Genomic DNA, 24,655 nt, shown 5'->3' with positions numbered 1-24,655 from the left:
CCCTGGCCGTTGGATCAGCTTTTTGCGGTCTCCCCCGCCGCGCGCAACTTGGCGTACCGCAGGGTCACGTCGCTCAGATTTTCCTTAAGCCAATCGGCCATCGCTTCCTCTTCGCTCAGATTTTGCTTGAGGACCGTTTCGGCATCCTGGAAGCCGCCGGCCTCGGCGAGCACCAGGAGCGAATTGTAGGCAGCGATCTCGTAGTTCTCGAAGGCGAAATTCGCTAGGCTGTTCTTGATGATCTCGTCGCCTGCCATCGAGTGTCCCATGGCAGCCATGCTGCCAACCATCGACAGGGCCGTGTCCTTGAGAGTCGAGTGCTCTTCATCGAGACCCTCCAGGACCGTCTCGAGCCGAGTGATCTGGCCCTCGGTCTCTTGAATATGCCGGCGCAAGCGATCAGCCACCTCAGGATAATTCTCGATACGCTCGACCTGTGGTTTCATGATCGACAGCGCTTGGTTCTCCATGGCATGGGCGTTGCGCAAGCCAACAATGAATATCGAACGGCTCTCCGAGTTGAAGTTTGTATCCATCGCAATTCTCCTTCTGTTTTCTGCCGCGGTTAATTCAGCTCCCATGTGCGGGAGAACTCGCCACCAGTCCGGCCAGGGACGTCCTTCCAGTGCCCGCCCATTCCGGCAGACTTTTCTGGATGCGAGCGAAAGTGGCCAGAGCCTGTCCGACCACCTGGTCCATGTTGTAGTAGCGGTATGTTGCCAGGCGGCCGACAAACCACACGTCGGGACAGGTTGCGGAGAGCGCTTCGTAGCGCTTGTAGAGCGCTTCGTTTTCGGCTCGCGGCACCGGGTAGTACGGGTCGCCGATATCCGTCGGGTATTCGTAAGTCAGGCTGGTCCGCGCGTTCTGCTGGCCGGTCAGATGTTTGTACTCGGTGATGCGGGTGTAATCTTGCGTCTGCGGATAATTGACGACGGCGACCGGCTGAAACTGCTCGCGGTCCAGGGTGACGTGCTCGAAACGCAGCGAGCGATAGGGAAGATGCCCAAGCTGCCACCCGAAATATTCGTCGATCGGACCGGTATAGATCATCCGCCTGAACGGGATCTTCTCACGGATTTCGCGGAAATCGGTCTGCAGCATGATCTTGATGTTCGGATGATCGAGCATGCGTTCAAACATCCTGGTGTATCCGCCGGCCGGCATTTTCTGGAAACTATCGCTGAAATAGCGGTCGTCACGGTTGGTCCTGGTCGGCACTCGTGCCGTCACCGACTTGCTCAGTTGACTGGGATCGACGCCCCATTGCTTCCTGGTGTAGCCACGGAAGAATTTTTCGTAGAGCTCGCGGCCCACCGTGCTGACAACGACATCCTCGGCCGTGCGAACGTCCTCCACAGTCTCGCGTCGCGACGCGAAGAATTCCTCCAACTGGGCCGAGGTCAGGTCCAGTCCATAAAGGCTGTTGATCGTGTCGAGATTAATCGGGATGGGAACGAGTTTCCCGTCCACCGCCGCCAACACCCTGTGCTCGTATGACCGCCACTCGGTGAACTGCGACAGGTAGTCCACGATTGCCTGGCTGTTGGTGTGGAAGATATGCGGACCGTAGCGGTGGATCAGGATGCCGGCTTCATTGTAGCAATCATACGCATTGCCGCCGACATGGCCGCGACGATCTACCAGCAGGACGCTTTCGTGACGCTGCGAGGCTATCCTTTCGGCAAGCACGCTGCCGGCAAAACCCGCCCCGACGACCAGCCAGTCGAACATGGCTAAGCGCTCCTGCGAAGAGGGACGATTTTCTTGCGTTCATGGGCGCGCTCGATGTGAGCCGCCATGGCATTCCATGTTCGCTCCCAGGAGGTATCCGCAAGGTAGGCGTCGACTTGTTGCCGGAGCATCTGGCGCGGTCGCGAAAGAGCCGAGCGGAGCTTGGTTTCCAGATCGTCGCTGTCGGCGATTTCCACCAGCCCGGCAGCGCCGTAGCTGCGCACCACGTCCACGATCGCCGTCGAGACTACCGGCAGCCCTGCCGCGAGGAACTCCGGCGTCTTGGTCGGGCTGATGAAGCGGGTCGCTTCATTGAGGGCGAACGGCATCCAGCCGGCATCCCAATGGCGCAGGTAGTCGGGCAGATCGCGGTAGGCTTTCCCGCCCAGCCAGTGAAGGTTCTCGGCGCGCGGCAGGCTTGCAGCGTCGATCTTGACCACCGGGCCGAGCATGACGAAATGCACGTCCGGCATGGTCTCCGCCGCCTGGGCCACGAGATCGACGTCCAGCCGCTCGTCGATGACGCCGAAATAGCCGACCCTCGGGTGAGGAATGCCGGCCTGATCGGCCGGGTCTTTTCCCGGCTTCCTGGCCTTGTGAAAGTGGTTCACGTCGATGCTGCTCGGAAAGGGATAGATCGCGTGATGCAGGTGGCGCTTGGTCTCGAACAAGCTCAGGCCGCCGGTGAAAACAAGATCGGCGCGGTGCAGAAGCGCCTTTTCCATCTGCCTCAATTCAGGCGGCGCATTCTTGAACGCCGAGAGTTCGTCCATGCAATCATAGACACATATGTCAGGCTCAAGGTACTCCGTGAAGCGGAGAGCCATTGGCGTATAATACCAAGCGATCAGCCGGCTGTGCGGCATAGAAGCGATTGTCTGCTGAACAAATCTGCGCTGCGTGGCATCTGCTTTCGCAGCCGACGTGCCGACCGGGAGCACTGGTGTCACAATCAGAATGTTTGGCGAGGCCTCGCTCGTCCGCATTAGCGGCTGCGGCAGTTCTTCAAAGACAGGTTCTTCAAAGTAGACAACCCTCTGCTGCATGGATGCGAGTGTGAGGATATGCTGCGGGCGTTGATGAACGAAGTTCCACCTTAAATGAGAGAAGCAAACCAGTAGATTTTGCCTGCCAGCCTGTTTACTGACGGTGACCCTGCCCAAGGCTGCTTCCATTGAGATATTCCTTTTATAGACGGTGGTTTGTGTTTCGACTAACATTTGTTAATCGGGGATGAGGGGGAACTAGACTTCGGTTTCAGCTCCTAACTTTCGGGTAGGTGAGTTGTTCCAAGGTGAAACGGAGAGCCTCGGTCGCCGCTTCGGATTGGACGAATGCAAAGCGCCGGCTGCGCGGAGGCAGACTGGCTGTCTCAAATGGCGGTCATCGAAACTGCCCCGACCAAGTTTGCTGGTGGAGAACCGCCTTCGCCGTATTTGCGTTGAACTTGCTGGCTATAAAATGTGCCGGACATCAACTTGATTCGCCCGCAGCTTGGGCGGGTCCGGGGCAAGGGCAAATTCCGGGGCTAAGATGAAGATCGACTTCGATACCAACGTGTTTCCGCTGTTCCATCCGCAAAGCGTGGATGATCTCAAGGACCCATGCCCCGTCTTCGATGGCAGGCTGTGGCATGTGTTCGGCTCAAGCGGGACGGTGACGACCGAGACGTGGAGGATCCTGCACGCCACGGCCCCCGACCTCTATGGGCCTTGGACCGAGCACGAAGCGATCGAGCTTCCCATCAATGGGACCGGGGTCGCGGCTCCGGGCGTCATCCACGAAAGTGGCGTCTTCCATATGTTCATCCAGACCGAGTTCATGAAATCCGGGGGCCGCTGCGAGCATGCGGTTTCCAACGACGGCTTCCATTGGGTGGTTCTCAGCCCGGCCATTCTCGCCATCCCCGACACGGAAGAGGATGGCATCTACGATCCGCATCCGGCGGTCATTGGTGGCAAGCGCTATCTCGTTTACTCTGCCATGCCGAAATTCAACAGGGTGCCGCAGCCCGACATCTATCTCGCACGCAGCCAGTCCGACTCGTGGTTCGGGCCGTGGAAGCGGATCGGCAAGATCCTCGATCACGCTGATGTCCCTCATCACAATACGAGAGAGGACCCCGACTATGAATGGGGCATAGAAGGTGCCCAACTGGTCGAGTTGCCGGATGGCCGAGTGCTTCTGAACGCCACTTGCTTTCTTCCAAATGGCCTTCGTGGGAATCGCCAGCGCGTGTTTTTTGCCATCGCTGACGAGGTTGCCGGACCTTACGTGTCCATAGGCCCGGTACTCGAACCAGGCCAGCCGGGCGAGAACGGTCATTCAACGGTGATGATCGAAGGCAGCCAGCTTTCCCTGTTTTACCAAAGCCGGGTTGCCGCGACCGACCACCGATGGCGCTACGGCTTGGCCCGATGTGACGTGGCTCTGTTTTCCAAGGTTGCATGATCCTGGTCTGCCGGCCGGCACGACTGCGTTCGACCGGCCGGAGCGGCTGTCGTCGTCGTGCAATTGAGTTCCGTTGACACGAGGCGATCCGTTGCCAGTTCTTTCCAAATTAAACGCCTACCCGGGCGGAACAATGCTTCCGGGCTGAGGTTCGGCTGACTTCAAAACGGAGAGTCAGCCATGTATTACACCGACAAGAAATTGCAGTTCCCGGTTCGAGTCGAGACGCCGAACCCAATCTTTGCACGCGCCTTACAGCAGGCCATAGGCGGAGTGGAAGGCGAAATTCGTGTCGCCTTGCAGTATTTCTTTCAGGCGTGGGGGTGCCGTGGACCGGCCAAGTACCGCGACCTGCTGTTGAACACAGCCACCGAGGAGCTCGCCCATATCGAGATGCTGGCGACCGCGGTCGCGCTCAATCTCGAAGGGGCACCGCTTTCGCTGCAGGAGGACGTGTCGTCCGATGCGGTCGGCGGCTCTGTCCTCAACGGGATGAATTTCCGTCATATCTTGTCGACTGGGCTCGCCGCCCTGCCGGAAAACTCCAACGGTGTTCCCTTCAATGCTTCGCATGTTTATGCCAGCGGCAATCTTGCCGCCGATATGGTCGCCAACGTAACCGCGGAAGGAAGCGGACGCGTGCTTGCGACCCGCCTCTACAACATGACCAACGATGCTGGAATGAAGGACATGCTGTCATTCCTCATTGCGCGCGACACCATGCATCAGCAGCAGTGGCTGGCGGCGATCGAGGACATGGGCGGCCTGACCGCGTCTCTGCCGGTGCCCAATTCCTTCCCGCAGGAGAAAGAGCGTCAGGACGTATCCTATGCCTTCATCAACTGTTTCATCGAAGGTGTAGCACCGGCGCAGGGACGCTGGAGCGAAGGCCCGTCGATGGACGGCAAGGGCGAGTTCTCCCTGGTGCCCGGCGCACCGATGGGCGAGGAGCCAATGCTTTCGCCGCCACGGCCAAGCTCTGGTGCGCAGAGTGAGCAGATGTTCGACAGGAAGGCAGCCGAATAGTCATAGTCGCAGGCCGAAGGCGGCGGCCAAATGGGGCCGCTTCCGCTTTGGTACTTGTCAGGCCGCGTCGGGCCGAAGGAGCTTGGCGCAGACATCGCGAATGAGCTGCGGCAGGACGTCGAACGCATAGCCGACATGCAATCGCTCCAGCGGCGTGTGATAATCGCGTCCCCACGGACCGATGTTGATTGTCGGTATGTTGGCCAGGGCTCGCGTGACAGGCCAGCGCACGCTGTCTTTCCAGGCTGGCGTGTTGCGGGCGACGACGTCGAGGGAGGATTCGGCCGCTTCGCCAAAGAAGCTCATGTCCGAAATCCCGGCGAAGTAGTCCGCGCAGGTGACCGCGCTGCCATAGCGAGCCGCTGCCTCGTCGGCCACCTCGACGGCAGCGGCTCGCAGCCTGGCGGCTGCCGGCTGCGCGGAAAGGTTCGTCGGCAGATAGGGAATGGATCCGAAGCCCGTCACGATGGCTGGTCCGGCCAAGCGGCTGAGTTCCCAGGCCTGCTCGGTTATCAATCGGCACTTCTCGGGCAGGGGCTGGTCGCCGGCGGCGATCGAAGCGGAAACAGCTTCGAGCCGCATCCGCTCCGGTTCTTCGAGACGCGCCAGCAGAGTCTCATACCGATGGACCGGGATCGATTGCACCATCTCCAGCAGACCTGTTTCGTGCTGAGCGGAGACGCGCCGCCGGAGCTCCTGTAAAAGACGCGAGGCCGCTTCGGCGCATAGGCTGTCGAACCGGTCGAGCACCTCACTGGGCGCCCGGCGATAACTCAGCACATTGAAAGTGGCATGGGCGGTCCGCGGTGTCGTGACATCATACCCCGTCTTTCCGTCCCGAATCCCGAGCAGGCTGGGCGGGGTGCCGGGTTCGGTGCCGCACATGTCGGTGAGCTCGGGCGCCCATTCGATCCGCGCGGCGATTGCCGCGGCGATCGCGCCGGCATTGAGGCCATTCAAGGGAAAGCCGCTATGTGTGGGAACACCAACCACGCAGGCGGCCGGAAGCAGCTTGCCGACGGTTCCCAGAGCGATGACGCGACCCTTGCTGCCGTCGCCATCATCCGCGATCGCATCGAGATTGATCACCGCGACCAAATCGAGGTCGCGCTCTTTACAGAGTTCAGGCAGCATCTGTGCCGCCTTGCGGGCGCCGGCGGAATTGTTCTCCTCGTCCGGCACGGCGATAAAAAGCAGATTTCCAGCCGGCTTTGCACTTTCGGCAAATTCGGCGCATACGGCCAGCCCCGCTGCAAGGCCCGCTTTCATGTCAAGAAGGCCGCGTCCGGCAAGGAATTCCCCGCTCGCGAAATCATGGTGGGCCAGGATGGCGGCTGGAGCGTTCGCGGCGACGAGGGAACCGTGCAACGCCTTTGTCAGCCCGTCGGGCCGAGTGGCCAGAGGCTCCAACTGTCCGTAGTCGCTTGTCCCGACAGTGTCGTAGTGACCGGTCAAGAGCACGGTCGAGCGACCAGTGCCGCGCAGGAGCATTGCCACGCAGTGACGGCCGTCCTGAGGTCCGACCTCGATCGTCCAGACCTCCGCGTTCTGAAATGCCGTCTCCTTCCGGAGTTCCGCTGCCAACCAAGGGCCGAAGGCAGCCTCGCCGTCCGTGCCGGTGATGCTCTTCTGCTTGGTCAACCCGATTGCCCAGCGCCGCGCGCGACTGGACAGCGTCTCGATAGGGTTGCGGGTCATTGCGATCCTGCCATTCGGGTGGGAACGGTGGATCCTATCCTGGTCAAGCGATTTCTCTCAAGCACACTTCGGCGGTGGCTCAGTGGAATCCACTTGGAAGGTATTCGTGCTCAGAGGGGAACTCCCGGGCCGGGCAGCTCGTCTCGATGACGGACTGGCGACGCTCTGGACCGGTTCTTCCTGCATTGCTCTTGGATCGCAAAAAGCTCTTCGCCGACGGAACATCGCAGGGTCCATGAAGTTGGGCTGCCAAGGAGGAACGTGCCATGAACGGTGTCATCTATCTTATCGGCCTCGTCGTTGTCGTGCTCGCGGTCCTCTCCTTCCTCGGTTTTCACTAGGTGACCCATGCAACGCAATGACGGCCAGGACCGTAAACCCACTGATTTCGACAAGGCGACAAGCGACGTTTCCGACAGGCTTGGCCGGGAAAAAGAGCGTGCGAGCGAGTTGCTTCACGATGCTCGCGACGGACTGACCCGCAAGGCTGGCGACTACGCGACAGAAGCCACGCAGGTTATTTCGGACAAGGCGGAGGAGGCGCAGCGCGACATAGGATCGAGCTTGGCGGCGTTGGGCGGCGCGTTGCGCGCGGCCAGCGAGCATCTGGCCAACAATGATGAAAGGACCGCGTCGAAATTTGCCCTGGACGCCGCTGGCGGGCTGGAGCGGCTTTCCTCCTCGTTGAAACAAAAGCCGTTTGGCCAGGTGCTTGAGGATGTGCAGTCTTTCGGCCGGCAAAACCCCGGTGTCCTGCTTGCCGGGTCTGTACTGGCCGGATTGGCGCTGGGTCGGTTCATCAAGGCTTCCCCGCCCAGAAGCCCCGAAGCATCTCGAAGTGCCTCGGGTGGTGCAAATTCGCAGACCGGCGAAGCTGCTGGTTGGTCGGCCGATGGGGCGCAAGGATTCGGCGGCGGTGTTGACGATCTGGCCACGCAGTATGGGGAGCAAGACAGATGAACACTCAAGATAATCCCAGCCTCGCGACCCTGGTGACCGACTTGGCGCAAAACGTCACCACGCTGGTGCAAACCGAAGCCAGGCTTCTGCGGGCGGAGCTCTCTGAAAAGTTTACCAAGACGGGAGCTGGCGCCGCCGAGGTGCTGGGCGGGGCCATCTGCCTGCTCGCGGCTCTGCTCGTGCTGCTTCAGGCACTGGTCATCGCATTGACGCGGGTAGGGCTGGGGGCCGGGTGGTCCTCCCTGTTGGTCGGCGTGGTGGTGGCAATTCTTGGCGTCATTCTGCTGCGCACCGGCATGGCAAGCATGGCGCCTTCCGAACTTACTCCCGACCGAACCCAGGAACAGCTCAGGCGCGACGCGACTGTGATCAAGGAACAAGTGAGATGACCGAGAAATCCGCAGCCGAACTCGAACGCGAGGCCGAGGCCGCGCGCGCCAGGGTGGTGGAGACCGCCGAATCCATTCGAGGCAAAATGACACCGGGACAATTGCTGGACGAATTCACCGGCATCTTCTCTGGAGGAGAGAGTTCGGCAATGCTCAACAACCTGAGAACGCAGGTCAGGGACAATCCCTTGCCCGTGACCATGGTGGGCGCCGGTCTGGCTTGGCTGATGCTGGGCAGCGGTCCGTCGAACGGCAGCCGTCGCCCGGCCGGCTATACGGCGCCAACCCCGCCCAGCGGGGGTGACGAGGCGGAGGGCGGCGGCTTGGGCAGCACGCTCTCCGGAACCGCTGAATCGCTCACGTCGGCCGCAAGCAGCGCTGGCGCAGCCATATCGGGCGCAGCAAGCGGCGTCGCCGAAGGGCTGACGAGCAACGCCGCCAGCGCAGGATCGACGGCTGGCGACATGGCTGCGAAAGCCAGCCGCTCGGCACAGGAGCTGTTGAACGATCAGCCCCTCGCCGTTGCGGCGGTCGGTCTCGCCATCGGCGCCGCGATAGGCGCCATGTTGCCCCATACCGCAATGGAGGATGAGCAGCTGGGCGGCTATGGCGAGAAGCTTCGCAACACCTCGGAGACCATGCTCGAGCAAGGCCTCGATCAGGCCAGGCAGGTTGCCGCGGACGCCTATGAGACGATCAAGCAGGAAGCTGGACGGCAGGACACACAAGCAGGCACGGTGGCCGACCAGATTGGTGAAATCGTCAAGTCCGCGGCCGACACGACGGAGCAGTCCCTACGGGAACGGATCTCTCCCCCGTCGGAACAAAAATCCTAGGTGAGGATGCTGGAGCCGCCGTAACGATGTGCGCGATTCTTGCAAGGCAAGGCGGGAGCTTCAACCCGATTGGCAGTGGGGGCTCCGCCACTTCAGCAACCACGATCGGGCGCTTCGAATGAAGCGCCGCCTTCGATACAACAGCTCGCCAAAGGGTTGTAGCGCCAATTTTCAGAGCTCTTTTCGCAGGAAGATGCGCGCCGCGCCAGGAATGCCAAATTCAACCCTGCCAAATTCCTCGTATCCGTGGCGAACATAGAAGCCAGGTGCTTGGAAGCTGCTGGTCTCGACCACGGCGCGGGCGCAGCCACGCTTTCTTGCCTCTGTTTCAACGGCTGAAAGGAGCCGGCTGCCATACGACTTTCCTCGAACATCCTCAGCCACGAAAAACATGTCCAGGAACAACAGTCCAAGCTCAGTCCTGCCCCACAAACCCCCAACGACCTTTCCCGAGGCATCCCGCACTATGGCGCCGATCGGCATTCGATCCGCGACGCCGGACTTGGCCACATTGTAGCGATAGAGCGCAGCGCCCGCTTCTGCCTTGGCATCCCCGCCGGTTTCAACCAACTCGATCAGGAGATCCGGCTTCCGTGCTGCGCGGCTCGCTGAACATGCCCAGTCTGAAACCTGCTTCGATCTTGTCATCGTTGGATCTGCGGAGGAGACTTTGGCTTCACTTGCCGGCCCCGCCGCCCACGGCCATTCGAATGCCAAGGCCGACAATGAAGCAGCCCGCTATCCGTTGTTGCCAAAGTCTCACGCGGGGTCGACGCATGACCCATTCGCCGAGCACACCAGAAGCAACCGCATAGGTCCCCAGGACCAAGACGCCAGTCAATTTCTGGGTCGCGCCGAGCATCAGCATCTGGAACCAGACAGAGCCACGGTTCGGATCGACGAACTGAGGCAGGAAGGCGATCATGAAGGTCATGGGCCAAGGATTGATGAGGTTGGCTATCATACCTTCCCGCATCGCGGCGAGCGGCCCGACGCGCTCGACGCAATCGAGATCCAGATCGCTTTTCGTGTCCGAGAGCAAACTTATGCCCAACCAGACCAGATAGGCTGCTCCAGCCCAACGGAGCGTGTCAAATGCCAATGGCGATGCACGCAAGAGCGAGGAGACACCCAGGGCGATCAGCGGCAGTTGCACCATGCCTGCGCCCAATGTCATTCCCACGACCGTGAACAACGCCACGCCACGGCCTTGCCCGATGCCACGTGCCATGACCAGCATGCTGTCGGGCCCAGGCGGCATCTGCAACAGGATCACGGTGCCGAGAAAGGCGAACCACAGATTGGGATCGATCTTACACCTCCTTGGCCCAAGCCTATTGGTGCGTTCAATGGTGGCCCCCTGTCCCGGCAAGCGGCGACATCCTTGCCGGCGCGATCGCCCCTGGCGCCGTCTGGCCGGCCTTGTCAGACCGTATGGCGAGCCCCTGCTCGATGAGAACTCCGTCGCAAGGCGATATTTCCGGCCCGGAGCATGCGGCATTTTTCTCGGCGTCACAATTTTCCAAAGGGAGATTTGTTCCCGGGGAATGAACGCTGCGTGTCATCCGGCAGCGGCTGTTCAAGCAAGGAAGTCCAGGATCGCCTTTGCCAACAGGTCCGGTGCTTCTTCGGCGACATGGTGGCCGCTGTCGATGCCTCGGCCCTGCAGGTGCCGGGCCCATGGGCGCCAGATCGCCAGCACATCACCATAGAGCCGTTCAAGATCGTCGCGCAGCGACCACAGGACAAGCGTTGGGCATTCGACCCGGAGCCCTCGGGCGCGATCCTCCGCATCGTGCCGGCGATCGATCGTGAGCCCGGCCCGGTAGTCTTCCAGCATGCCATGCACGACATGCGGACTGCTGATCGCCGCCTGATAGTCCTCGAAGTTTTCTCTGCCCATCGCCTCGGCCGATCCGCCATACCAGGCCTGCGGATCGACATTGATGGCGCGCTCGGGCTTGTCTGGCTGGGCAAAGAAGAACCAATGCCACCACTCTGTCGCGAAGCGGCTGTCGCAACGCTCCAGATGCTCAAGGACCGGAATGCCATCGATTTCGACAAGGTGCGAAATACTGGCAGGATGATCCATCGCCATCCTGAACGCGGTAAGGGCGCCACGGTCATGCCCGGCGACGGCGAAACGATCAAAACCAAGCCTGTGCATGAGAGCCACGCAAATGCCGGCCTTTGCCCGCTTTGAAGATCCCGCGCTTTCCCAGGCATCGGCCGGGACGGACGATTGCCCGAACCCCGGCAGGTCCGGGCAAATGACGGTGTGATGTCTTGCCAGGATCGGCGCGACGCGATGCCATGTGGTGTGGGTTCGCGGGTGCCCATGCAGGAGCAACACTGGTGGGCCAGCCCCACCATGGCGCACGCGCAATGTCGCATCCGCAAGCTTGACGATCTCCAGGCTAAAGCCGTCGAACATCATTTTTGCCGAGGATCGGTCAGCGACTGTCCAGCGGCGACGAAAGTGCCCTCCTTCCGAGCGACCGCCGCGGCCAGAAGCGTACGCGCCGCGTTTCGGACTTCTTCCTGCAGGTCCATGTCGTCGTCGAGCTCGTTGTGGCTTGTAGCGTATGGCTTCCAATAGCCGGTGTAGCGGTCGAGTTCGGCCTTCGGCCCCGCCGGGACCATTTCGATCGATTTCAGCCAATCCGATAAAGAGCGCCGGACGTTTTCGGCTCCCTCGGTATCGCCGTGCACGATTACCGAGAAGAGCCGGCCGGCAAGGTGCCGGGGATAATCCCATCCCTCGAGTTCCAGCGCCTTCGCCTCCCGCGCCTCCTTGCCGTGCGTGGAACTAGGATCGGGATTGCCGCCATCGGCGCATACCAGACGGTCCATCATCAGCTTCAGCGGCGAGGTGGCCTGATACCAGTGGACAGGCGTTATGATCATCACCGCATGGGCGGCAACCCACATTGGATAGATCTCGTTCATCCAGTCCTGCGTCTGGCCGAGCGAATGATTTGGATAGCAGGAGCAAGGCCAGTGACAAAGCGCGGCAGCGGTGGAGAAGCAGGCCTTGCAAGGGTAGATTTTGCGGCCGTATTCGGCGGCCAGCCGGGACAAATCCAGGATCTCGACTTCCGCGCCGCCGGCCTTGAAGATCTTCCGGGCGATCTCGACAAAACGATAGGATTTGGACATCTCGCCGGGGCAGGTGTGCTCGCTGCGCGGCGATCCGTTCACGATCAGGACGCGGCGTCGTTTGCCCAGCTCGTTCATGCGCTTTGCGCGCTCGATTGCTTGTCTCGCCTCGAGCCAATCGACCGCCAGATCGTAATCGGGATCGGCGAAGCCACGGCCCGCCTTTCGGGTCCGCGGGCTTTTCCTGGAATCCCTGTAGGCCTGCCAGGCGACCTCCGTTATTCGCTCGATGTCGGCAGCCAGGGGCTCGAACGCCGGATCATTGAACTGTTCGCCATAGCGACGCTTGAAAGCCTGTTCGTCGAGGCGGGGGCTGGGCATGCCCTTGCGCGGTTCTGGCGCGCCGCGCTTCAGCCAATCGAACATGGGGTTTCACCTCTGCATGGAAAGCGATCCAAGCTCAAACGCGGCAAACAGGCGCGGCGTTCCGAACGCGCATAGCCATGATCTGCAATGACTTTTGGGCGAGTACAAAACAAGGCGCGCCGGAATCACCCGAACCAGCGTGTTTCGAATTGATTCGCCAAGTTCGGTACGAAGGCGTACACAAAGAGGTCGTCAGCAGCACGATCCGGGCGTTGACGCTTGGGAGCGACCATCGCACTCCTGCCCCAGCGTGAGGCTAGGATGTCATGACGAAAGACCCTGAGCGCCCCGGTCTGGCGCCCGAAGCCGTTCGTACACTTGCCCGGGAATCGGGCGCTACGGAACAGCAGATACGTGACATAGTGTTGCTGGTAGGGTTCGATCGCTCTTCGATCCTCAGGGAAGCTCGTCTTCTGGCGAAGGATGGATAGTCGACAAAACTTGCGATTTGTCCACAGCAGCTATTGTCGGTTTCATACCGACGCGGCCGCCTGCCTAGTGCTGGCCGGGTGGGACAGTTTATGTTTTGCCACCGTCCCCTCGTTCGAGGGGCGCGGCCGGCCGAGAGATCCCAGTGCTCTTGCCCAAGTGGAGAGCGTCTCGTGGATCCCAAGATTCTGCAGGCCAAGAGCGAGTTGTTGCGCCGAATGAGCGTGGCCGATTTCGAGCGGCTGCGGCCGCATCTCGAAAGTGTTTTTCTGGAGTTGCGCTCGCCGTTGGAGATCGAAGGCCAAAAGATCGAAGCTGTCTATTTCCTGGAGAGTGGCATCGCATCGGTCGTCGCCAAGACTGCGGGAACGGCTGAATCAGAGGTGGGAATAATCGGCTTCGAAGGCATGACCGGTTCGGCGCTGATCATGGGCGACGATCTGGCAAGCTTCGATTGCTACATCCAGTCGACGAGCGAAGCGATACGGATGAGCGCCGCGCCGTTCGTCGAAGCCTTGGAAGAGAGCCCTACCTTGCGGCCGTTCCTGTTGCGCTACGTTCAGTACCTCCATGTCCAGACCAGCTACACGGCGTCGATCAACGCGCGGCACAGCCTGGAGGTCAGGCTGGCGAGATGGCTTCTGATGTGCAGCGACCGAACCGTCGGCGACAGGCTTATGATAACCCACGAATTCCTTTCCGTCATGCTGGGCGTCAGGCGCCCCGGGGTTACAGTGGGGCTTCAGACAATCGAGAGCCACGGCTACATCCGTGCCCGCCGCGGCGAAATCACGATCCGGGATCGGAAAGGTCTCGTGGCGCTGGCACGGGAATCTTACGGCCCTCCCGAACTGCAATACCGTCGGCTGGTCGGGGACCTCGGTTCAAAGAACCCTTCGAGACAGGACCGCCCGCCCAGCTGACCGCCATCATGCCGGCATTGCAGGGCGAGGATCGCGGAAGTGGCCGACGCGACGATGCCGATGACGGCACATTGCCTAAGCCCGCATCGGCCACTGCGGCATGATTTGGGGATGCCGCCTGGTTAATCTAGTCATCTGCCAATGACTGACAATAAAGGGCCAAGGCTCGGTAAGAAACGTACGAAGCCGAACCTAATCTCACTGACGGGAGGCGATACGGGCCCTGCTCATCTCGCACACGGAATGGAACTGGCGTCCCACCGCTTGCCAGGCAATGTTACTCGCGCTGCGGACATTGCGAACTTGAATTCCCGGAGCACACCGCGCTTCGCGCCATTCACCGGCGACAGCGATCGGCATTGGTCAGGGCAATCACAAGTCCTTGAACGCGAACAGTTCCCGGAACATCTCAACTTCAGGTTTGTTTGAAGCCCAGATGCCATCTGGAGCAGGGGCGGAGAAGATCCGTGGCCAATTCGCGATCGATACCGGTGGTCGTCGGCCGTCCGATCCATCGGACACCGATGGCGGTCGCCAATGCCTGTTTCATCGGCACGCTGCTGACCGACCTCACCTATTGGCGAACGGCGGAGATGATGTGGGCCGATTTTTCCGCATGGCTGCTGTTTGCCGGCCTCGTGATGGGCGCTCTTGCGGTGCTTGCGGCGCTTTTCGATCTCTTCACCCGTCGAATTCTCCGTACGCACGGAGCCTATCTGCTCGGCAGCCTGGTGGTGCTTGTGCTGTCGTTCTTCAACGCGCTGGTGCACAGCCGTGACGCCTGGACGTCGGTCGTGCCGACAGGGCTCGTCCTCTCGGCGGCGGCCGTGATCGTCTTGGTTCTCGTGTGGTTGCTGGAATGGAGCACCGGCCGCACCCGCGTCGAGGTGCTCGAATGAACGCCCTGCAGGTTTCGAACACACACATTCGGCGTGCCCTTGGGTTCGGTCTGTTGTGCGGATCGCTTTTGGCATTGCCCGCCTGCAGCAACGACGACCCAGACCCAAGCGGCCAGGTCGGGCCAAATCCGACACTGCCTGAACCAACGCAATATCTTGTTCCGCCCATGCATGTCGCTTCGGTCGTCGGCTGGAAGCAGGACGAGAAACCAACGGTCGCGAAGGGTTTGCAGATCCAGGCATTCGCCAAGGGATTGAAGCATCCACGCTCGCTCTACACCTTGCCGAACGGTGACGTTCTCGTGGTCGAGTCCGTGGCGCCGCCCGGCGCCGCGATCAAGCGTCCGAAGGACCTGATCATGGGCTGGATCGAGTCCATGGCGACGTCGGGCGGCGGCACCGAGGGAAGCAACCGCATCACGCTGTTGCGTGATACGAACGGCGACGGCGTGCCCGACGTGCAGGATGTCTTCCTCGATCATCTCAATTCGCCCTTCGGCGTAGCCCTGGTCGGCAACGATCTCTACGTCGCCAACACGGATGCGATCGTGCGTTATCCCTACACATCCGGCGAGACCAAGATCACCGCGCCAGGCACCGTGCTGACGCCGCTGCCCGGCGGCCCGATCGATCATCACTGGACCAAGTCTCTCGTCGCCAGTCCGGACGGATTGCTGCTTTATGTCGGTGTCGGCTCCAACAGCAACATCACCGAGAACGGCATCCAGGCGGAAAAGGATCGCGCCGCGATCTGGGAGGTCGACAGGGCGACAGGCCGTTCGCGCATTTTCGCAGGCGGGCTGCGCAATCCCAACGGCTTGAGCTGGGAGCCGCAGAGCGGAGCGCTGTGGGCCGTCATCAACGAGCGCGACGAACTCGGCCCCAATCTGGTTCCCGACTACATGACTTCGGTCAAGGACGGCGCGTTTTATGGCTGGCCCTACAGCTACTATGGCCAGCATGTCGATCCGCGGGTGATGCCGCGGCGGCCGGACCTGGTCGCCAAGGCCATCCCTCCGGATTATGCACTGAGTTCCCATGTCGCGCCCCTGGGCCTGGCATTTTACACCGGCACCAATCTGCCCGAATCCTATCGCAATGGCGCCTTTGTCGGCGAACATGGCAGTTGGAACCGCAAGCGCTTCAACGGCTATAAGGTCGTTTTCATACCGTTCAATGGAGGTCATCCTGACGGTAAGCCTCAGGACGTCGTCACCGGTTTCCTTGACAATGACAACAAGGCACATGGGCGGCCTGTGGGCGTTGCCGTCGACAAGGCGGGCGCGCTGTTGATTGCGGACGATGTCGGAAACACCGTCTGGCGCGTGACCGCAGCTCGGTAGTTATCGGATTGTATGCGCAGGAAGCCCGGTAGTGAAACTGATCCTCACGCTGTTATCGGCGGCGTAACCTATACTGAGGATTCAAAGCATGCGTTACCCGGCACTCGCGATAAGTCGAGAGGAACAAAGGTCGCGCCGCCTTGTTAGCGATGATGGCGCGCTATTATTTTGATCTAGTCGACAACGGAACCTCCTTCCCGGACACTGAAGGAACCGAGCTTCCGAGCTTGGAGGCAGCTGAGGATGAGGCGGCAAAGGCGTTGCTCGAAATAGCAAAGGACCAGATGCCTGAAGGCAATTTCCGAGAGGTTGCCCTGCATGTCCGTGCTGGTGCTAGCAAACCCCTCGTTATGGTGAAGGTAACGTTCGAACTGGTGCGCAACGGACCTGATCGCGATGGACCCGTGGGAACCTGACTACTTCCTCAATGAAAGTGCGCGCCTATATCAACGGAGGGCGGCGGCACAGATTGCCGATCTTCGCTCGAATATTGAAGACACGCGGCGCGTAATCGAGGAATCGCGCAAGCTGCTGGACCGGCTTTCCGCCAAATCAGGCGCTATCCACCCGTAGGGAATGACAAGGCCCGCTCGTAACGCGGGCCGCTTGAGTTGTGGTGGAGCAATCCGCCTCATAACTGAGTTTAAGGCTGCTCATCTCGGTTCGTTGTTGATGCTCAGATAGGTAGGGTCGAACTCGGCAAGCCTGGCAAGCTGGTCCCAGTCCAAAATGGTGACCATATGGTTCGTCCAGGTGATTACCTTGATCTTCTTCAAGCCTCCGATCACCCGGTTCATGTGCACGACCGACAACCCAAGCACGTCGGCCATTTCAGTCTGTGACAACGGTAGATGGAAACTCATGCCGCTGGTGCGTTTCACCGCCTGCAGACGTACGAACAGTTCGCAGATGAGATGGGCCAGATGCGAGGTCCTGGAGCGGCGGCCCATTGCCACGATCCATTCGCGATGTATGGCCCCATCGACCAGCGTATCGAGCCACAACAGTCGGGTCAGGTGAGGGGCCTGTTCCGTAATGGCTTTCAGCTTGTTGTGGTCCGCGTACATCACCCGGCAAGGCGACAGCGCGACGATACCGTGATCCATGGTCTTGAGCAAAAAGGCGTGGAGATCGACGAAGTCGCCGGGCACCTGCAAGGACGTGAACTGCCGGCCGCCGTCCTCGAGCACCTTGTAGCGTGCCGCCAGGCCATCCAGCAGCATGGTGCTATAGGTTGGCCGGGACCCCGCTTTGACCACATCTTGCCCCTTTTCGAACTCGCGTCCGAAAACAACCGTTTCGGCCAGCAAGACCTTCTCGACGTCCGAAAGAGTGTCGTGCTGGCCGAGTTGCAGATAGAGGGACTCTAACATCATGGCCTCAAGGCGATCGGGGTTGAAACGCCGATCGCCAGATGTCCTGGACGCAAGGATAGCAGCCGGACCTTAGGCCTTCGGAAGATGGCGGACCCTATCATCGGCAGCCTGCGCGTATTCTGGCGCAAGCGCCGGAGCGGGAACCACCAGTGTCGCTAGCTATTAGCACGCTAGAGGTGTCCAAGGCTGCCCCGAAAATGAAACGGTGTCATTTCGATCTCTATAACGGTCATGGCCCCGCACCCAACGACGACGGCAGCCATTTGAATCGCGAGAACAGGCGAGGGCAGAAGCCATTCGCATTTCGCAGGAAGTCGCTCGCGATGAAATGCCGGATCGCGACCTGGTCAACATACCGGCAAAGTGCGCAATGAGGCGGGCGCCCAGGTGTTCGAGGCATCGCTTGTCCTGACCGCCGGGTGGAGCGCGTGACCTTGATGCGGTCAGCGTAGGAGTCGCTGTGGAATTTGCACCACATTTTCCGATCCGGGCAGTTCAAAGGCCATGGCCAACCGACGCAAGGAAGCCATTTCCACGATCAACTCTTCGATCGAACGATCCGGCAATCCCGTCTTCACTTTCTGCCTTACCCTTGCTGTGAGTTCATGAACGCGGACAGGCACGAAAAGCGCGCTGTCGTCCAGCAATCTGCTGATTTCGATCACCACATCGGCGTCAATGTCTTTCGGCAATTCCCGCATGGGCGTCACCTTGGTCTCGAAGCGATCCGAAGGCAGCCAGGCATTGCGCATCAGAGGGCATGCCGGACGCGGATCGATCATCGGATTCATAAAACCACCCACCCAGCGTGTCACTAAAAACGTTGGTACGAAAATTACCAAACGGGTTGGTTCCCGTAATCCATGTATTTTGGCATCGCGCGACTACAGGCATCGTCCAGTGGCGCTTGTCGCATGCCAGGACGCGATTGCCGCCAGCATCCCGGCACTCACTTGGTGAACTCGTCGTCAAGAATGCGCAATGCTTCTTCATACTTGGCCGTGGATGCTCCGATCTGCTTTGATTGCCAGATATTGTCGGCCAGATCCGCCCGTTTTACCGGCAGCGCCAATGGGTTCGAGGCGGCCCGGCGTACGAATGCGAAATAGTCCTCGCCTTCTCTGCGTGTCATGGCGTCGACCGCGGCGGCAATCGTCGGTCCAAAGCCCGCCTCTTCGAGCTTGGCCCTGCTCCAGCCTTCGCTTTTTTCCAGGACGTCGTGCAGATAGGCGACGACTTTCTGATCTATCGTTTCGACGGCGTCGACCACTCGACGGCAATGATCGATATAGGGGCCTCCTGTCTTGTCATGCTGCGATGCATGCGCCTGCTCCGCAATCTTGGCCGCCCGATAGAAAATACTCATCACATCGATCTCCGTCCTTTCGGCCAGCGAGCCGCATCGCCTTCAGGCGCTACCAGCGTTCCTCGGTTTCGCGGTGCGGCAAGTCCACGCCGCAGCAGACCCAGCCAAGCCGCTGCCCTGATCCGTAATTGTAGCGAGGCTCCAGCCGCGCTGGATCGTCGAATGTGCCGACATGCAGCGCGATTTCCCCCGGCGAGACGTCATAGGCAAGGCTGAGCGGTGATCCGCAGGCGGGACAGAACCCCCTTTGGGCGATTGGCGAAGATCGGCGATAGGCGGGAGTGGCGTCGATCCAGGTCAGGTCTGGCGAAGGCACCCACGCCAGGACCGCAAATGCACTGCCGGTCGCGCGCCGGCACATATCGCAATGGCAATAGTGCACTCTCGGTTCGCTTGTGACGTTGAAGCGAATCCGGCCGCAAAGACATCCGCCGTTCAGTTCCACCTTGGCTCCAGTCCGATGAGCCTGCGTTTCGGCAGGCTCTCCAATCTCGTGCGGGCAGCTTCGTTCATCTGGCGAAAACGTCGGCCGCCCTCGTCGGTTCCTATGCCCCGCAGGAGGGGTTCGCGCACGGGGCTCTCGTCTTTTCGAGCGCCGTGGCATTGAGGCCGCTTCTGTCGGCGACCCTGCGGAAAATGGCCAGCCAGGTCCAGAGCCAGGCCGCCGATCGGCTATCGAGCCGCTTCGGTTTCGACGAAGCAATGGGCAGAAAAAGACTTCTTTTTGCGATCCGGCCCGGATGCTCTGTTGCAAACCTTAGAACACGCAAGGCTCGCTGGGAGGCGACGCCCAAACAAGAGCGGCTGCCGAAACGCAACCGGCATAGGCCGCGAGAATGAGGCCGATGCCGGCAACAGCCATAGGGGAACCACGACAATGAAGACATTTCGAAACTGCCTGATGGGCGCGGTCGGCGCAGGCCTGCTGGGCCTGGGGCTTGCAGCTCCCGCCAATGCGGGCGCCATCCGTCTCGGCATGACGACCTGGGTAGGTTACGGGCCGCTGTTTCTTGCCCGCGACCTCGGTTACTTCAAGGAGGCCGGCGTCGACGTCGACCTGAAGGTCATAGAAGAATCAGCGCTTTACATGGCTGCGGTCGCCGGCGGCGATCTCGATGGCGCCGCCTCCACCGTAGACGAGCTGATGAAGTACCGCTCGGACGATCTCTGCTTCAAATACGTCCTTGCGCTCGACGACAGCCACGGCGGTGATGGCGTCGTCACGCAGCCCGACATCAAGTCGCTCAAGGATCTGAAGGGCCAGCAGGTGGCCTTGAACGAGGGCTCCGTTTCCGAATTCTGGTTCAACGTGCTCCTGAAAAAGGAAGGCATGACCGAGGACGACGTTACCATTACCAACATGACCGCCGATGACGCGGCGACCGCCTTCATCGCCGGCCAGGTTCCCGCCGCCGTGACGTGGGAGCCGCACCTCACCGAGGTCCGCAAGGGTGGCAAGGGAAAGGTGTTGATCGATTCCACGACCACCCCTGGCTTGATCGTCGACGTGATCGCCCTCAAATGCGATCTGATCGAAAAACATCCCGAGGACGTAAAGGCCCTCGTCAAGGGCTATTACAAAGCGGTTGAATACATCAAGACCAATCCGGAAAAGGCCTATGAGATCATGGCCAAGGGCATTGGCGGCTATCTCGAAAAGCCCGAGGATTTCGCCGCCGGTGCCAAGGGCGTGCGCTATTACGATCGCGATCGCAACCTGGAATTCTTCGGTATGCCGGAAAAGAGCGAGGCGTCCGAGCTGGTGAATTTCGCGCAGGACATCTGGGGCAAGGCCGGCAAGCTCAAGATGACGATCGACGCGAAAACCATCCTCGATACCGACTTCATCAGGGAACAATGAGCCTTCGAGAAACCGGGGTCGGTCCGCTTGGGCCGACCCCGGTTTCCCGACGGGCCGGAGCCTTCTCGCTTCAGAAAATCAACGGAGGCCATGCCATGGCACAGAGGCGGACGGCGTGGACACGCCTGACGACCCCATTCGCCAACATTCCCGCCAGCACGGCAACGACACTCGCGCTGGCGATGTGGGTGGCCGTGATCGGCGGCTGGGCGCTGCTGTCCTATGGCCGCGTCGTGCCGAACATGTTCCTGCCGACGCCCGGAACCGTGCTGCAGACGACCTATCGCATGTCCCAGGACGGCAGCCTTTTTTACCACACTTTCACCAGCGCCAAGGTGGTGATCCTGGGCTTCATCGTCTCCTCGCTGATCTCGGTGCCGCTGGGGCTGTGGATGGGGACCTATCGGGTGGTGCAGGCGCCGCTGGAGCCCTTGGTCAACTTCATCCGCTACCTGCCTGTGACCTCCTTCGTGCCCCTGTTCATCCTTTGGATCGGCATCGGTATCGAACAGCGCATAGCGGTCATCTTCTTCGGCACCTTCTTCCAGCAGCTCGTGATGATTTCGGACTGTGCGCGCAGCGTCTCCAGGGACCTGGTCAACGCCTCCTACACTTTGGGCACCAAGCGCAGCGAAGCGGTGTGGCACGTCATTTTCCCGGCCGCGCTTCCAGCCATCCTCGACACGCTTCGCGTCACCATGGGCTGGGCCTGGACCTATCTGGTCGTGGCCGAACTCGTCGCCGCGTCGAGCGGCCTCGGCTATATCAGCCTGAAGGCGATGCGAGGCTTCCAGGTCGATGTGATCTTCATGGCAATCGCCGCGATCGGGCTTCTGGGCCTTATCACCGACACGGCGTTCCGCATCATCCGGGCCAGGGTCGCGCCATGGGCATCCTGATTTTGAACGCAAGCTCGCAAACCGCAGTCGGATCAAGGGTAGCAATGAGCGAGACCATAAAGGCGAACGATCTGGCCGGCACGGCCGCGACGACCGGCGATCCGCGCTCGACCGGCACGACGATGGCCGTTGAGGACGTGACATTGCGTTACGGCGACGCCAACGGCGTGCTGGCGCTGGACGATGTGTCGCTGAAGGTGGCCAAGAACGAATTCTGCGTCATCGTCGGCCCCTCGGGATGCGGCAAATCGAGCCTGCTCTACCTTGCGGCCGGCCTCAACGACGCGACTTCAGGCAGCATCAAGGTCGATGGCAGGGAAGTGATCGAACCGGGTCCAGACAGAGGCATGGTGTTCCAGAGCTACACCTTGTTTCCCTGGCTCACCGTGCGCGCCAACATCGAGTATGGACCCAAGCGCAAAGGCCTGCCGGCGGGGCGGCGCAAGCAGATCGTCGACCAGTATCTCGACGAAGTCGGCCTCGCGCCGTTTGCCGACCACTACCCCGCCCAGCTTTCCGGCGGCATGAAGCAGCGCGTGGCGATCGCGCGCGCCCTTGCCAACGATCCGGCCGTTCTGTTGATGGATGAGCCCTTCGGCGCCCTCGACAGCCAGACGCGCGGCACCATGCAGAAACTGCTTTTGCGCGTCTGGGAGCGGCAGCAAAAGACGGTGCTGTTCGTTACTCACGATATAGACGAGGCGCTGGTCCTGGGCGATCGCGTCCTGGTGATGACGGCCCGGCCCGGCAAGATCAAGGCGGAGATCAAGGTCGACATCCCAAGGCCGCGTTCGATGGATGTGATCCTCGAACCCGAGTTCATCGCCCTCAAGCGCCGCATCCTCGGCCTCTTGCACGACGAGATCGATGAGGATCATTGAGAGCAATCTCGAGGAAACACAAACGGTCGTCGGCAGGTCGGCGTTGCCAACGCTGAACTGCCGACAATGTTGAAAGGCGGAGCGGATCGTTACCTTTCGCCGCGATACGCCGAGCCCAGGATCATCTCCGAGCACTTCTGTCCGATCATCATGCTTGGCGCGTTCGTGTTGCCGCCGATCAGCTTCGGCATGACTGACGCATCGGCGACCCGGAGACCGTCCACGCCTCGCACTTTCAGCGTCGCCGGATTAACGACCGCCATCGCGTCCGTCCCCATCTTGCAGGTTCCGACAGGGTGGTAGACGGTCAGAGCTTCGGCGCGCAGATAGGCCAGGATCTCGTCGTCGCTTCGAACATCCTTGCCGGGAAGCATCTCCTTGCCACGAATGTTATCGAACTCCGGCGCGGCGAGAATCCTGCGCGCGATCTTGATGCCTTCGACAAGCACTATGGCGTCGTCCTCGTCCGCGAAGAAGCGGTGGTCGATGAGAACGTCACGGCGAGAACTGTCCCGTGACAATTTGATCTCGCCAACGCTTTTAGGCCTGAGAACGCAGGTGTGAACGGCGTAGCCGTGGCCATATTCGATGAGCCTGCCGCGATGGCTGCGATAGCCCGGCACGAAGTGGAACTGAATGTCGGGCAGGCCGTTCGCATGCCGAGTCTTCGCAAAGCCGCCGGCCTCGACATAGTTGGTCGTGAGGATTCCCTTTCGGCGCGCGAAATACTGGAAAGGCGCTGCCGCGATGCGGGGCAGGTTGGCAAACGACAGGCCGAGCGTCCTGATGCTCCTGGAGCGCACGGTGATCATGCCGTCGACATGGTCCTGCAGGTTCTTGCCGACACCTGGTAGATCGAGAATCGGCGTGATGCCGATCTGCCGCAGCTCGTCCGCGGGGCCGATGCCGGATGCCATCAGGATCTTGGGCGAGTTGATGGCCCCGGCACAGAGCACGATCTCGCGGCCAGCCGCGAGTATTTTTTGCTCGCCGTCGTGGCGCACCCGCAGGCCGGTGGCGCGCCCTTCGGCGATGACAAGGTCGACCACCTCGCATGCACTGAGCAGCGTCAGGTTCCCGCGATTGAGCACCGGACGCATGAAGGCGGTAAAGCTGCTGAAGCGATGGCCCCGGTTCTGGGTGACGTTGTAGATGCCGAGACCGAACTGGCTCTCGGCGTTGAAGTCGTCGTTGGCGGGCAGGCCGGCATTTTTCCCGGCCAGGACGAACATGGCGGAAAGCACGTTCGGATCGCGCGGATTGTCGACCATGAGCTCGCCGTCCGTGCCGTGATAGCGTGGGTCCTGGGCGATCAGGTTGCGCTCCAGCTTCCTGAACACCGGCAGCACGTCGCTGTAAGCCCAGCCGGTGCAGCCGAGCCCGGCCCACTCGTCATAGTCCTGCGCGGCACCGCGAATATAGACCATCGAGTTGATCGAACTCGATCCGCCCAGCGCCTTGCCCCGATTGACCGGAATGCGGCGGTTGTTGAGATGGGGCTGCGGCACGCCGACGAAACAATAGTCGTAGTTCGGGTTGCCATAGAGCGACAGAATGCCCGCCGGAATCCTTACCCGCAGGCTGTTGTCGCTGCCGCCTGCCTCTACCAGGCACACCCTGACCGACGGATCGGCGCTCAGCCGATTGGCCACCACGCATCCGGCCGAACCCGCGCCGACGACAATGTAATCATAGCTCTCAGTCTTCATGCCAGCCCCTCGAGAATGCCGGCTCGTGGCATTGCCGAACGGGCCGCTGCGAGGCTGCATCCTGTTCCGCAACAATTCGGTGCCGACACGTGCCCGGCTTCGCGGCCAGCTCATGCGGCGCTGCGGATCCGGCCGCTGAAACTGTAGATGCGTCCATCGGCACGAGAAATTCGGAAATGGTTACGCGTGACTTCGGAGATTCGTTATGGGCGCCAACCGGCACGTGCTGCTACTTGTGAGCGCCAATGGGGAGGCGACCGGATGGCGCACGGCCTGTCCGGAACACGGAGAAATTGATCTCCGGGGGCTGCGTTTGCCGGCCGGCGGAAATCGGTTTCATCGCGTGCGGC

At 60.9% G+C, this 24,655-nt stretch carries 25 protein-coding genes; 12 read left to right on the top strand and 13 right to left on the bottom strand.

Going from position 1 to position 24,655, the window contains the following annotated elements:
* Positions 1 to 14: 14 nt before the first annotated feature.
* Genes LB555_RS14560 through LB555_RS14550 form a run of 3 tightly spaced genes read right to left on the bottom strand, consistent with a single transcriptional unit; the run spans position 15 to position 2,909 of the window.
* Positions 15 to 536: a ferritin-like domain-containing protein gene (locus LB555_RS14560; protein WP_015316426.1), complete on the bottom strand. Its 522-nt coding sequence runs from the start codon at positions 534 to 536 to the stop codon at positions 15 to 17.
* A gap of 34 nt (positions 537 to 570) precedes the next feature.
* Entirely contained in the window at positions 571 to 1,734 is a 1,164-nt protein-coding gene (gene glf, locus LB555_RS14555) for a UDP-galactopyranose mutase (RefSeq protein WP_140614620.1), read from the bottom strand.
* A 2-nt stretch (positions 1,735 to 1,736) separates the two neighbouring features.
* Complete coding sequence (locus LB555_RS14550) at positions 1,737 to 2,909, bottom strand: glycosyltransferase (protein ID WP_140660825.1); 1,173 nt, start codon at positions 2,907 to 2,909, stop codon at positions 1,737 to 1,739.
* A gap of 358 nt (positions 2,910 to 3,267) precedes the next feature.
* Between LB555_RS14550 and LB555_RS14545 the strand changes: the two genes are divergently transcribed.
* Positions 3,268 to 4,185 carry a hypothetical protein gene (locus tag LB555_RS14545; protein ID WP_181166253.1) on the top strand — a complete coding sequence of 306 codons (918 nt, stop codon included), beginning with the start codon at positions 3,268 to 3,270 and terminating at the stop codon, positions 4,183 to 4,185.
* Between the two features lie 180 nt (positions 4,186 to 4,365).
* Entirely contained in the window at positions 4,366 to 5,211 is an 846-nt protein-coding gene (locus LB555_RS14540; RefSeq protein ID WP_015316430.1) for a manganese catalase family protein, read from the top strand.
* A gap of 57 nt (positions 5,212 to 5,268) precedes the next feature.
* Here the strand turns inward: LB555_RS14540 and LB555_RS14535 are convergent, their stop codons facing one another.
* Positions 5,269 to 6,702, bottom strand: coding sequence for a M20/M25/M40 family metallo-hydrolase (locus LB555_RS14535; protein ID WP_224683138.1), 1,434 nt, complete (start codon positions 6,700 to 6,702; stop codon positions 5,269 to 5,271).
* Positions 6,703 to 7,257: 555 nt separating this feature from the next.
* Here LB555_RS14535 and LB555_RS14530 point away from each other — a divergent pair.
* The 3 genes from LB555_RS14530 to LB555_RS14520 are packed head-to-tail and all read left to right on the top strand — an operon-like array spanning position 7,258 to position 9,094.
* Positions 7,258 to 7,869, top strand: coding sequence for a hypothetical protein (locus tag LB555_RS14530; protein WP_224683137.1), 612 nt, complete (start codon positions 7,258 to 7,260; stop codon positions 7,867 to 7,869).
* Complete coding sequence (locus LB555_RS14525) at positions 7,866 to 8,258, top strand: phage holin family protein (protein ID WP_224683136.1); 393 nt, start codon at positions 7,866 to 7,868, stop codon at positions 8,256 to 8,258. The genes LB555_RS14530 and LB555_RS14525 overlap by 4 nt, the downstream gene beginning before the upstream one ends.
* The gene (locus LB555_RS14520; protein WP_224683135.1) at positions 8,255 to 9,094 is read left to right on the top strand and encodes a hypothetical protein; all 840 of its coding nucleotides are present in this window, start codon (positions 8,255 to 8,257) and stop codon (positions 9,092 to 9,094) included. Before LB555_RS14525 ends, LB555_RS14520 begins: the two co-directional genes overlap by 4 nt.
* 171 nt (positions 9,095 to 9,265) lie before the next feature.
* Here LB555_RS14520 and LB555_RS14515 read toward each other — a convergent pair whose 3' ends face one another.
* The 4 genes from LB555_RS14515 to LB555_RS14500 form a co-directional block, all read right to left on the bottom strand.
* Positions 9,266 to 9,742, bottom strand: a complete 477-nt coding sequence (locus LB555_RS14515) for a GNAT family N-acetyltransferase (protein WP_141906372.1) — start codon at positions 9,740 to 9,742, stop codon at positions 9,266 to 9,268.
* 28 nt (positions 9,743 to 9,770) lie between these two features.
* Positions 9,771 to 10,466, bottom strand: coding sequence for a LysE family translocator (locus LB555_RS14510; protein ID WP_224683134.1), 696 nt, complete (start codon positions 10,464 to 10,466; stop codon positions 9,771 to 9,773).
* Positions 10,467 to 10,673: 207 nt separating this feature from the next.
* Positions 10,674 to 11,528, bottom strand: a complete 855-nt coding sequence (locus LB555_RS14505; protein WP_041163351.1) for an alpha/beta fold hydrolase — start codon at positions 11,526 to 11,528, stop codon at positions 10,674 to 10,676.
* Positions 11,528 to 12,619: a flavodoxin family protein gene (locus tag LB555_RS14500; RefSeq protein ID WP_140614613.1), complete on the bottom strand. Its 1,092-nt coding sequence runs from the start codon at positions 12,617 to 12,619 to the stop codon at positions 11,528 to 11,530. Before LB555_RS14500 ends, LB555_RS14505 begins: the two co-directional genes overlap by 1 nt.
* 602 nt (positions 12,620 to 13,221) lie before the next feature.
* On the opposite strand from LB555_RS14500, the gene LB555_RS14495 reads away from it, so the two are divergent.
* The 4 genes from LB555_RS14495 to LB555_RS14480 all read left to right on the top strand — a co-directional run bounded on the left by LB555_RS14495 (position 13,222) and on the right by LB555_RS14480 (position 16,629).
* A complete protein-coding gene (locus tag LB555_RS14495; RefSeq protein WP_015316441.1) occupies positions 13,222 to 13,971 on the top strand; it encodes a Crp/Fnr family transcriptional regulator in 750 nt (249 codons plus the stop codon).
* Between the two features lie 467 nt (positions 13,972 to 14,438).
* Complete coding sequence (locus LB555_RS14490) at positions 14,439 to 14,870, top strand: DUF2231 domain-containing protein (protein WP_224683133.1); 432 nt, start codon at positions 14,439 to 14,441, stop codon at positions 14,868 to 14,870.
* On the top strand, positions 14,867 to 16,213 hold the full coding sequence (locus LB555_RS14485) for a PQQ-dependent sugar dehydrogenase (RefSeq protein ID WP_224683132.1): 1,347 nt from the start codon (positions 14,867 to 14,869) through the stop codon (positions 16,211 to 16,213). Before LB555_RS14490 ends, LB555_RS14485 begins: the two co-directional genes overlap by 4 nt.
* 152 nt (positions 16,214 to 16,365) lie before the next feature.
* Positions 16,366 to 16,629, top strand: coding sequence for a DUF6894 family protein (locus LB555_RS14480; protein ID WP_041163723.1), 264 nt, complete (start codon positions 16,366 to 16,368; stop codon positions 16,627 to 16,629).
* A gap of 237 nt (positions 16,630 to 16,866) precedes the next feature.
* On the opposite strand, the gene LB555_RS14475 is transcribed toward LB555_RS14480, so the two are convergent.
* The 4 genes from LB555_RS14475 to LB555_RS29305 all read right to left on the bottom strand — a co-directional run bounded on the left by LB555_RS14475 (position 16,867) and on the right by LB555_RS29305 (position 19,559).
* Complete coding sequence (locus LB555_RS14475; RefSeq protein ID WP_140790257.1) at positions 16,867 to 17,586, bottom strand: Crp/Fnr family transcriptional regulator; 720 nt, start codon at positions 17,584 to 17,586, stop codon at positions 16,867 to 16,869.
* Between the two features lie 446 nt (positions 17,587 to 18,032).
* Complete coding sequence (locus LB555_RS14470) at positions 18,033 to 18,380, bottom strand: hypothetical protein (protein WP_224531261.1); 348 nt, start codon at positions 18,378 to 18,380, stop codon at positions 18,033 to 18,035.
* A gap of 158 nt (positions 18,381 to 18,538) precedes the next feature.
* Entirely contained in the window at positions 18,539 to 18,955 is a 417-nt protein-coding gene (locus LB555_RS14465) for an HD domain-containing protein (protein ID WP_015316448.1), read from the bottom strand.
* Positions 18,956 to 19,004: 49 nt separating this feature from the next.
* Positions 19,005 to 19,559, bottom strand: a complete 555-nt coding sequence (locus LB555_RS29305; RefSeq protein ID WP_083882986.1) for a GFA family protein — start codon at positions 19,557 to 19,559, stop codon at positions 19,005 to 19,007.
* Positions 19,560 to 19,832: 273 nt separating this feature from the next.
* Between LB555_RS29305 and LB555_RS14455 the strand changes: the two genes are divergently transcribed.
* From LB555_RS14455 to LB555_RS14445, 3 genes are all read left to right on the top strand, one after another.
* A complete protein-coding gene (locus LB555_RS14455; RefSeq protein WP_140715593.1) occupies positions 19,833 to 20,816 on the top strand; it encodes an ABC transporter substrate-binding protein in 984 nt (327 codons plus the stop codon).
* Positions 20,817 to 20,911: 95 nt separating this feature from the next.
* Positions 20,912 to 21,715 (top strand): ABC transporter permease, encoded by an 804-nt coding sequence (locus LB555_RS14450; RefSeq protein ID WP_140614610.1) that lies wholly within the window; start codon positions 20,912 to 20,914, stop codon positions 21,713 to 21,715.
* A 122-nt stretch (positions 21,716 to 21,837) separates the two neighbouring features.
* Positions 21,838 to 22,596, top strand: coding sequence for an ABC transporter ATP-binding protein (locus LB555_RS14445; RefSeq protein ID WP_167331150.1), 759 nt, complete (start codon positions 21,838 to 21,840; stop codon positions 22,594 to 22,596).
* An 89-nt stretch (positions 22,597 to 22,685) separates the two neighbouring features.
* Here LB555_RS14445 and LB555_RS14440 read toward each other — a convergent pair whose 3' ends face one another.
* Positions 22,686 to 24,305, bottom strand: a complete 1,620-nt coding sequence (locus LB555_RS14440; RefSeq protein ID WP_224683131.1) for a GMC family oxidoreductase — start codon at positions 24,303 to 24,305, stop codon at positions 22,686 to 22,688.
* Positions 24,306 to 24,655 lie beyond the last annotated feature (350 nt).

The sequence above is a fragment of the Mesorhizobium sp. BR-1-1-10 genome (assembly GCF_020165595.1).
GTDB lineage: Bacteria > Pseudomonadota > Alphaproteobacteria > Rhizobiales > Rhizobiaceae > Mesorhizobium > Mesorhizobium australicum.
Note: the sequence above shows the minus strand (reverse complement) of the source record. Positions and strands in the feature narration are given on the sequence as shown.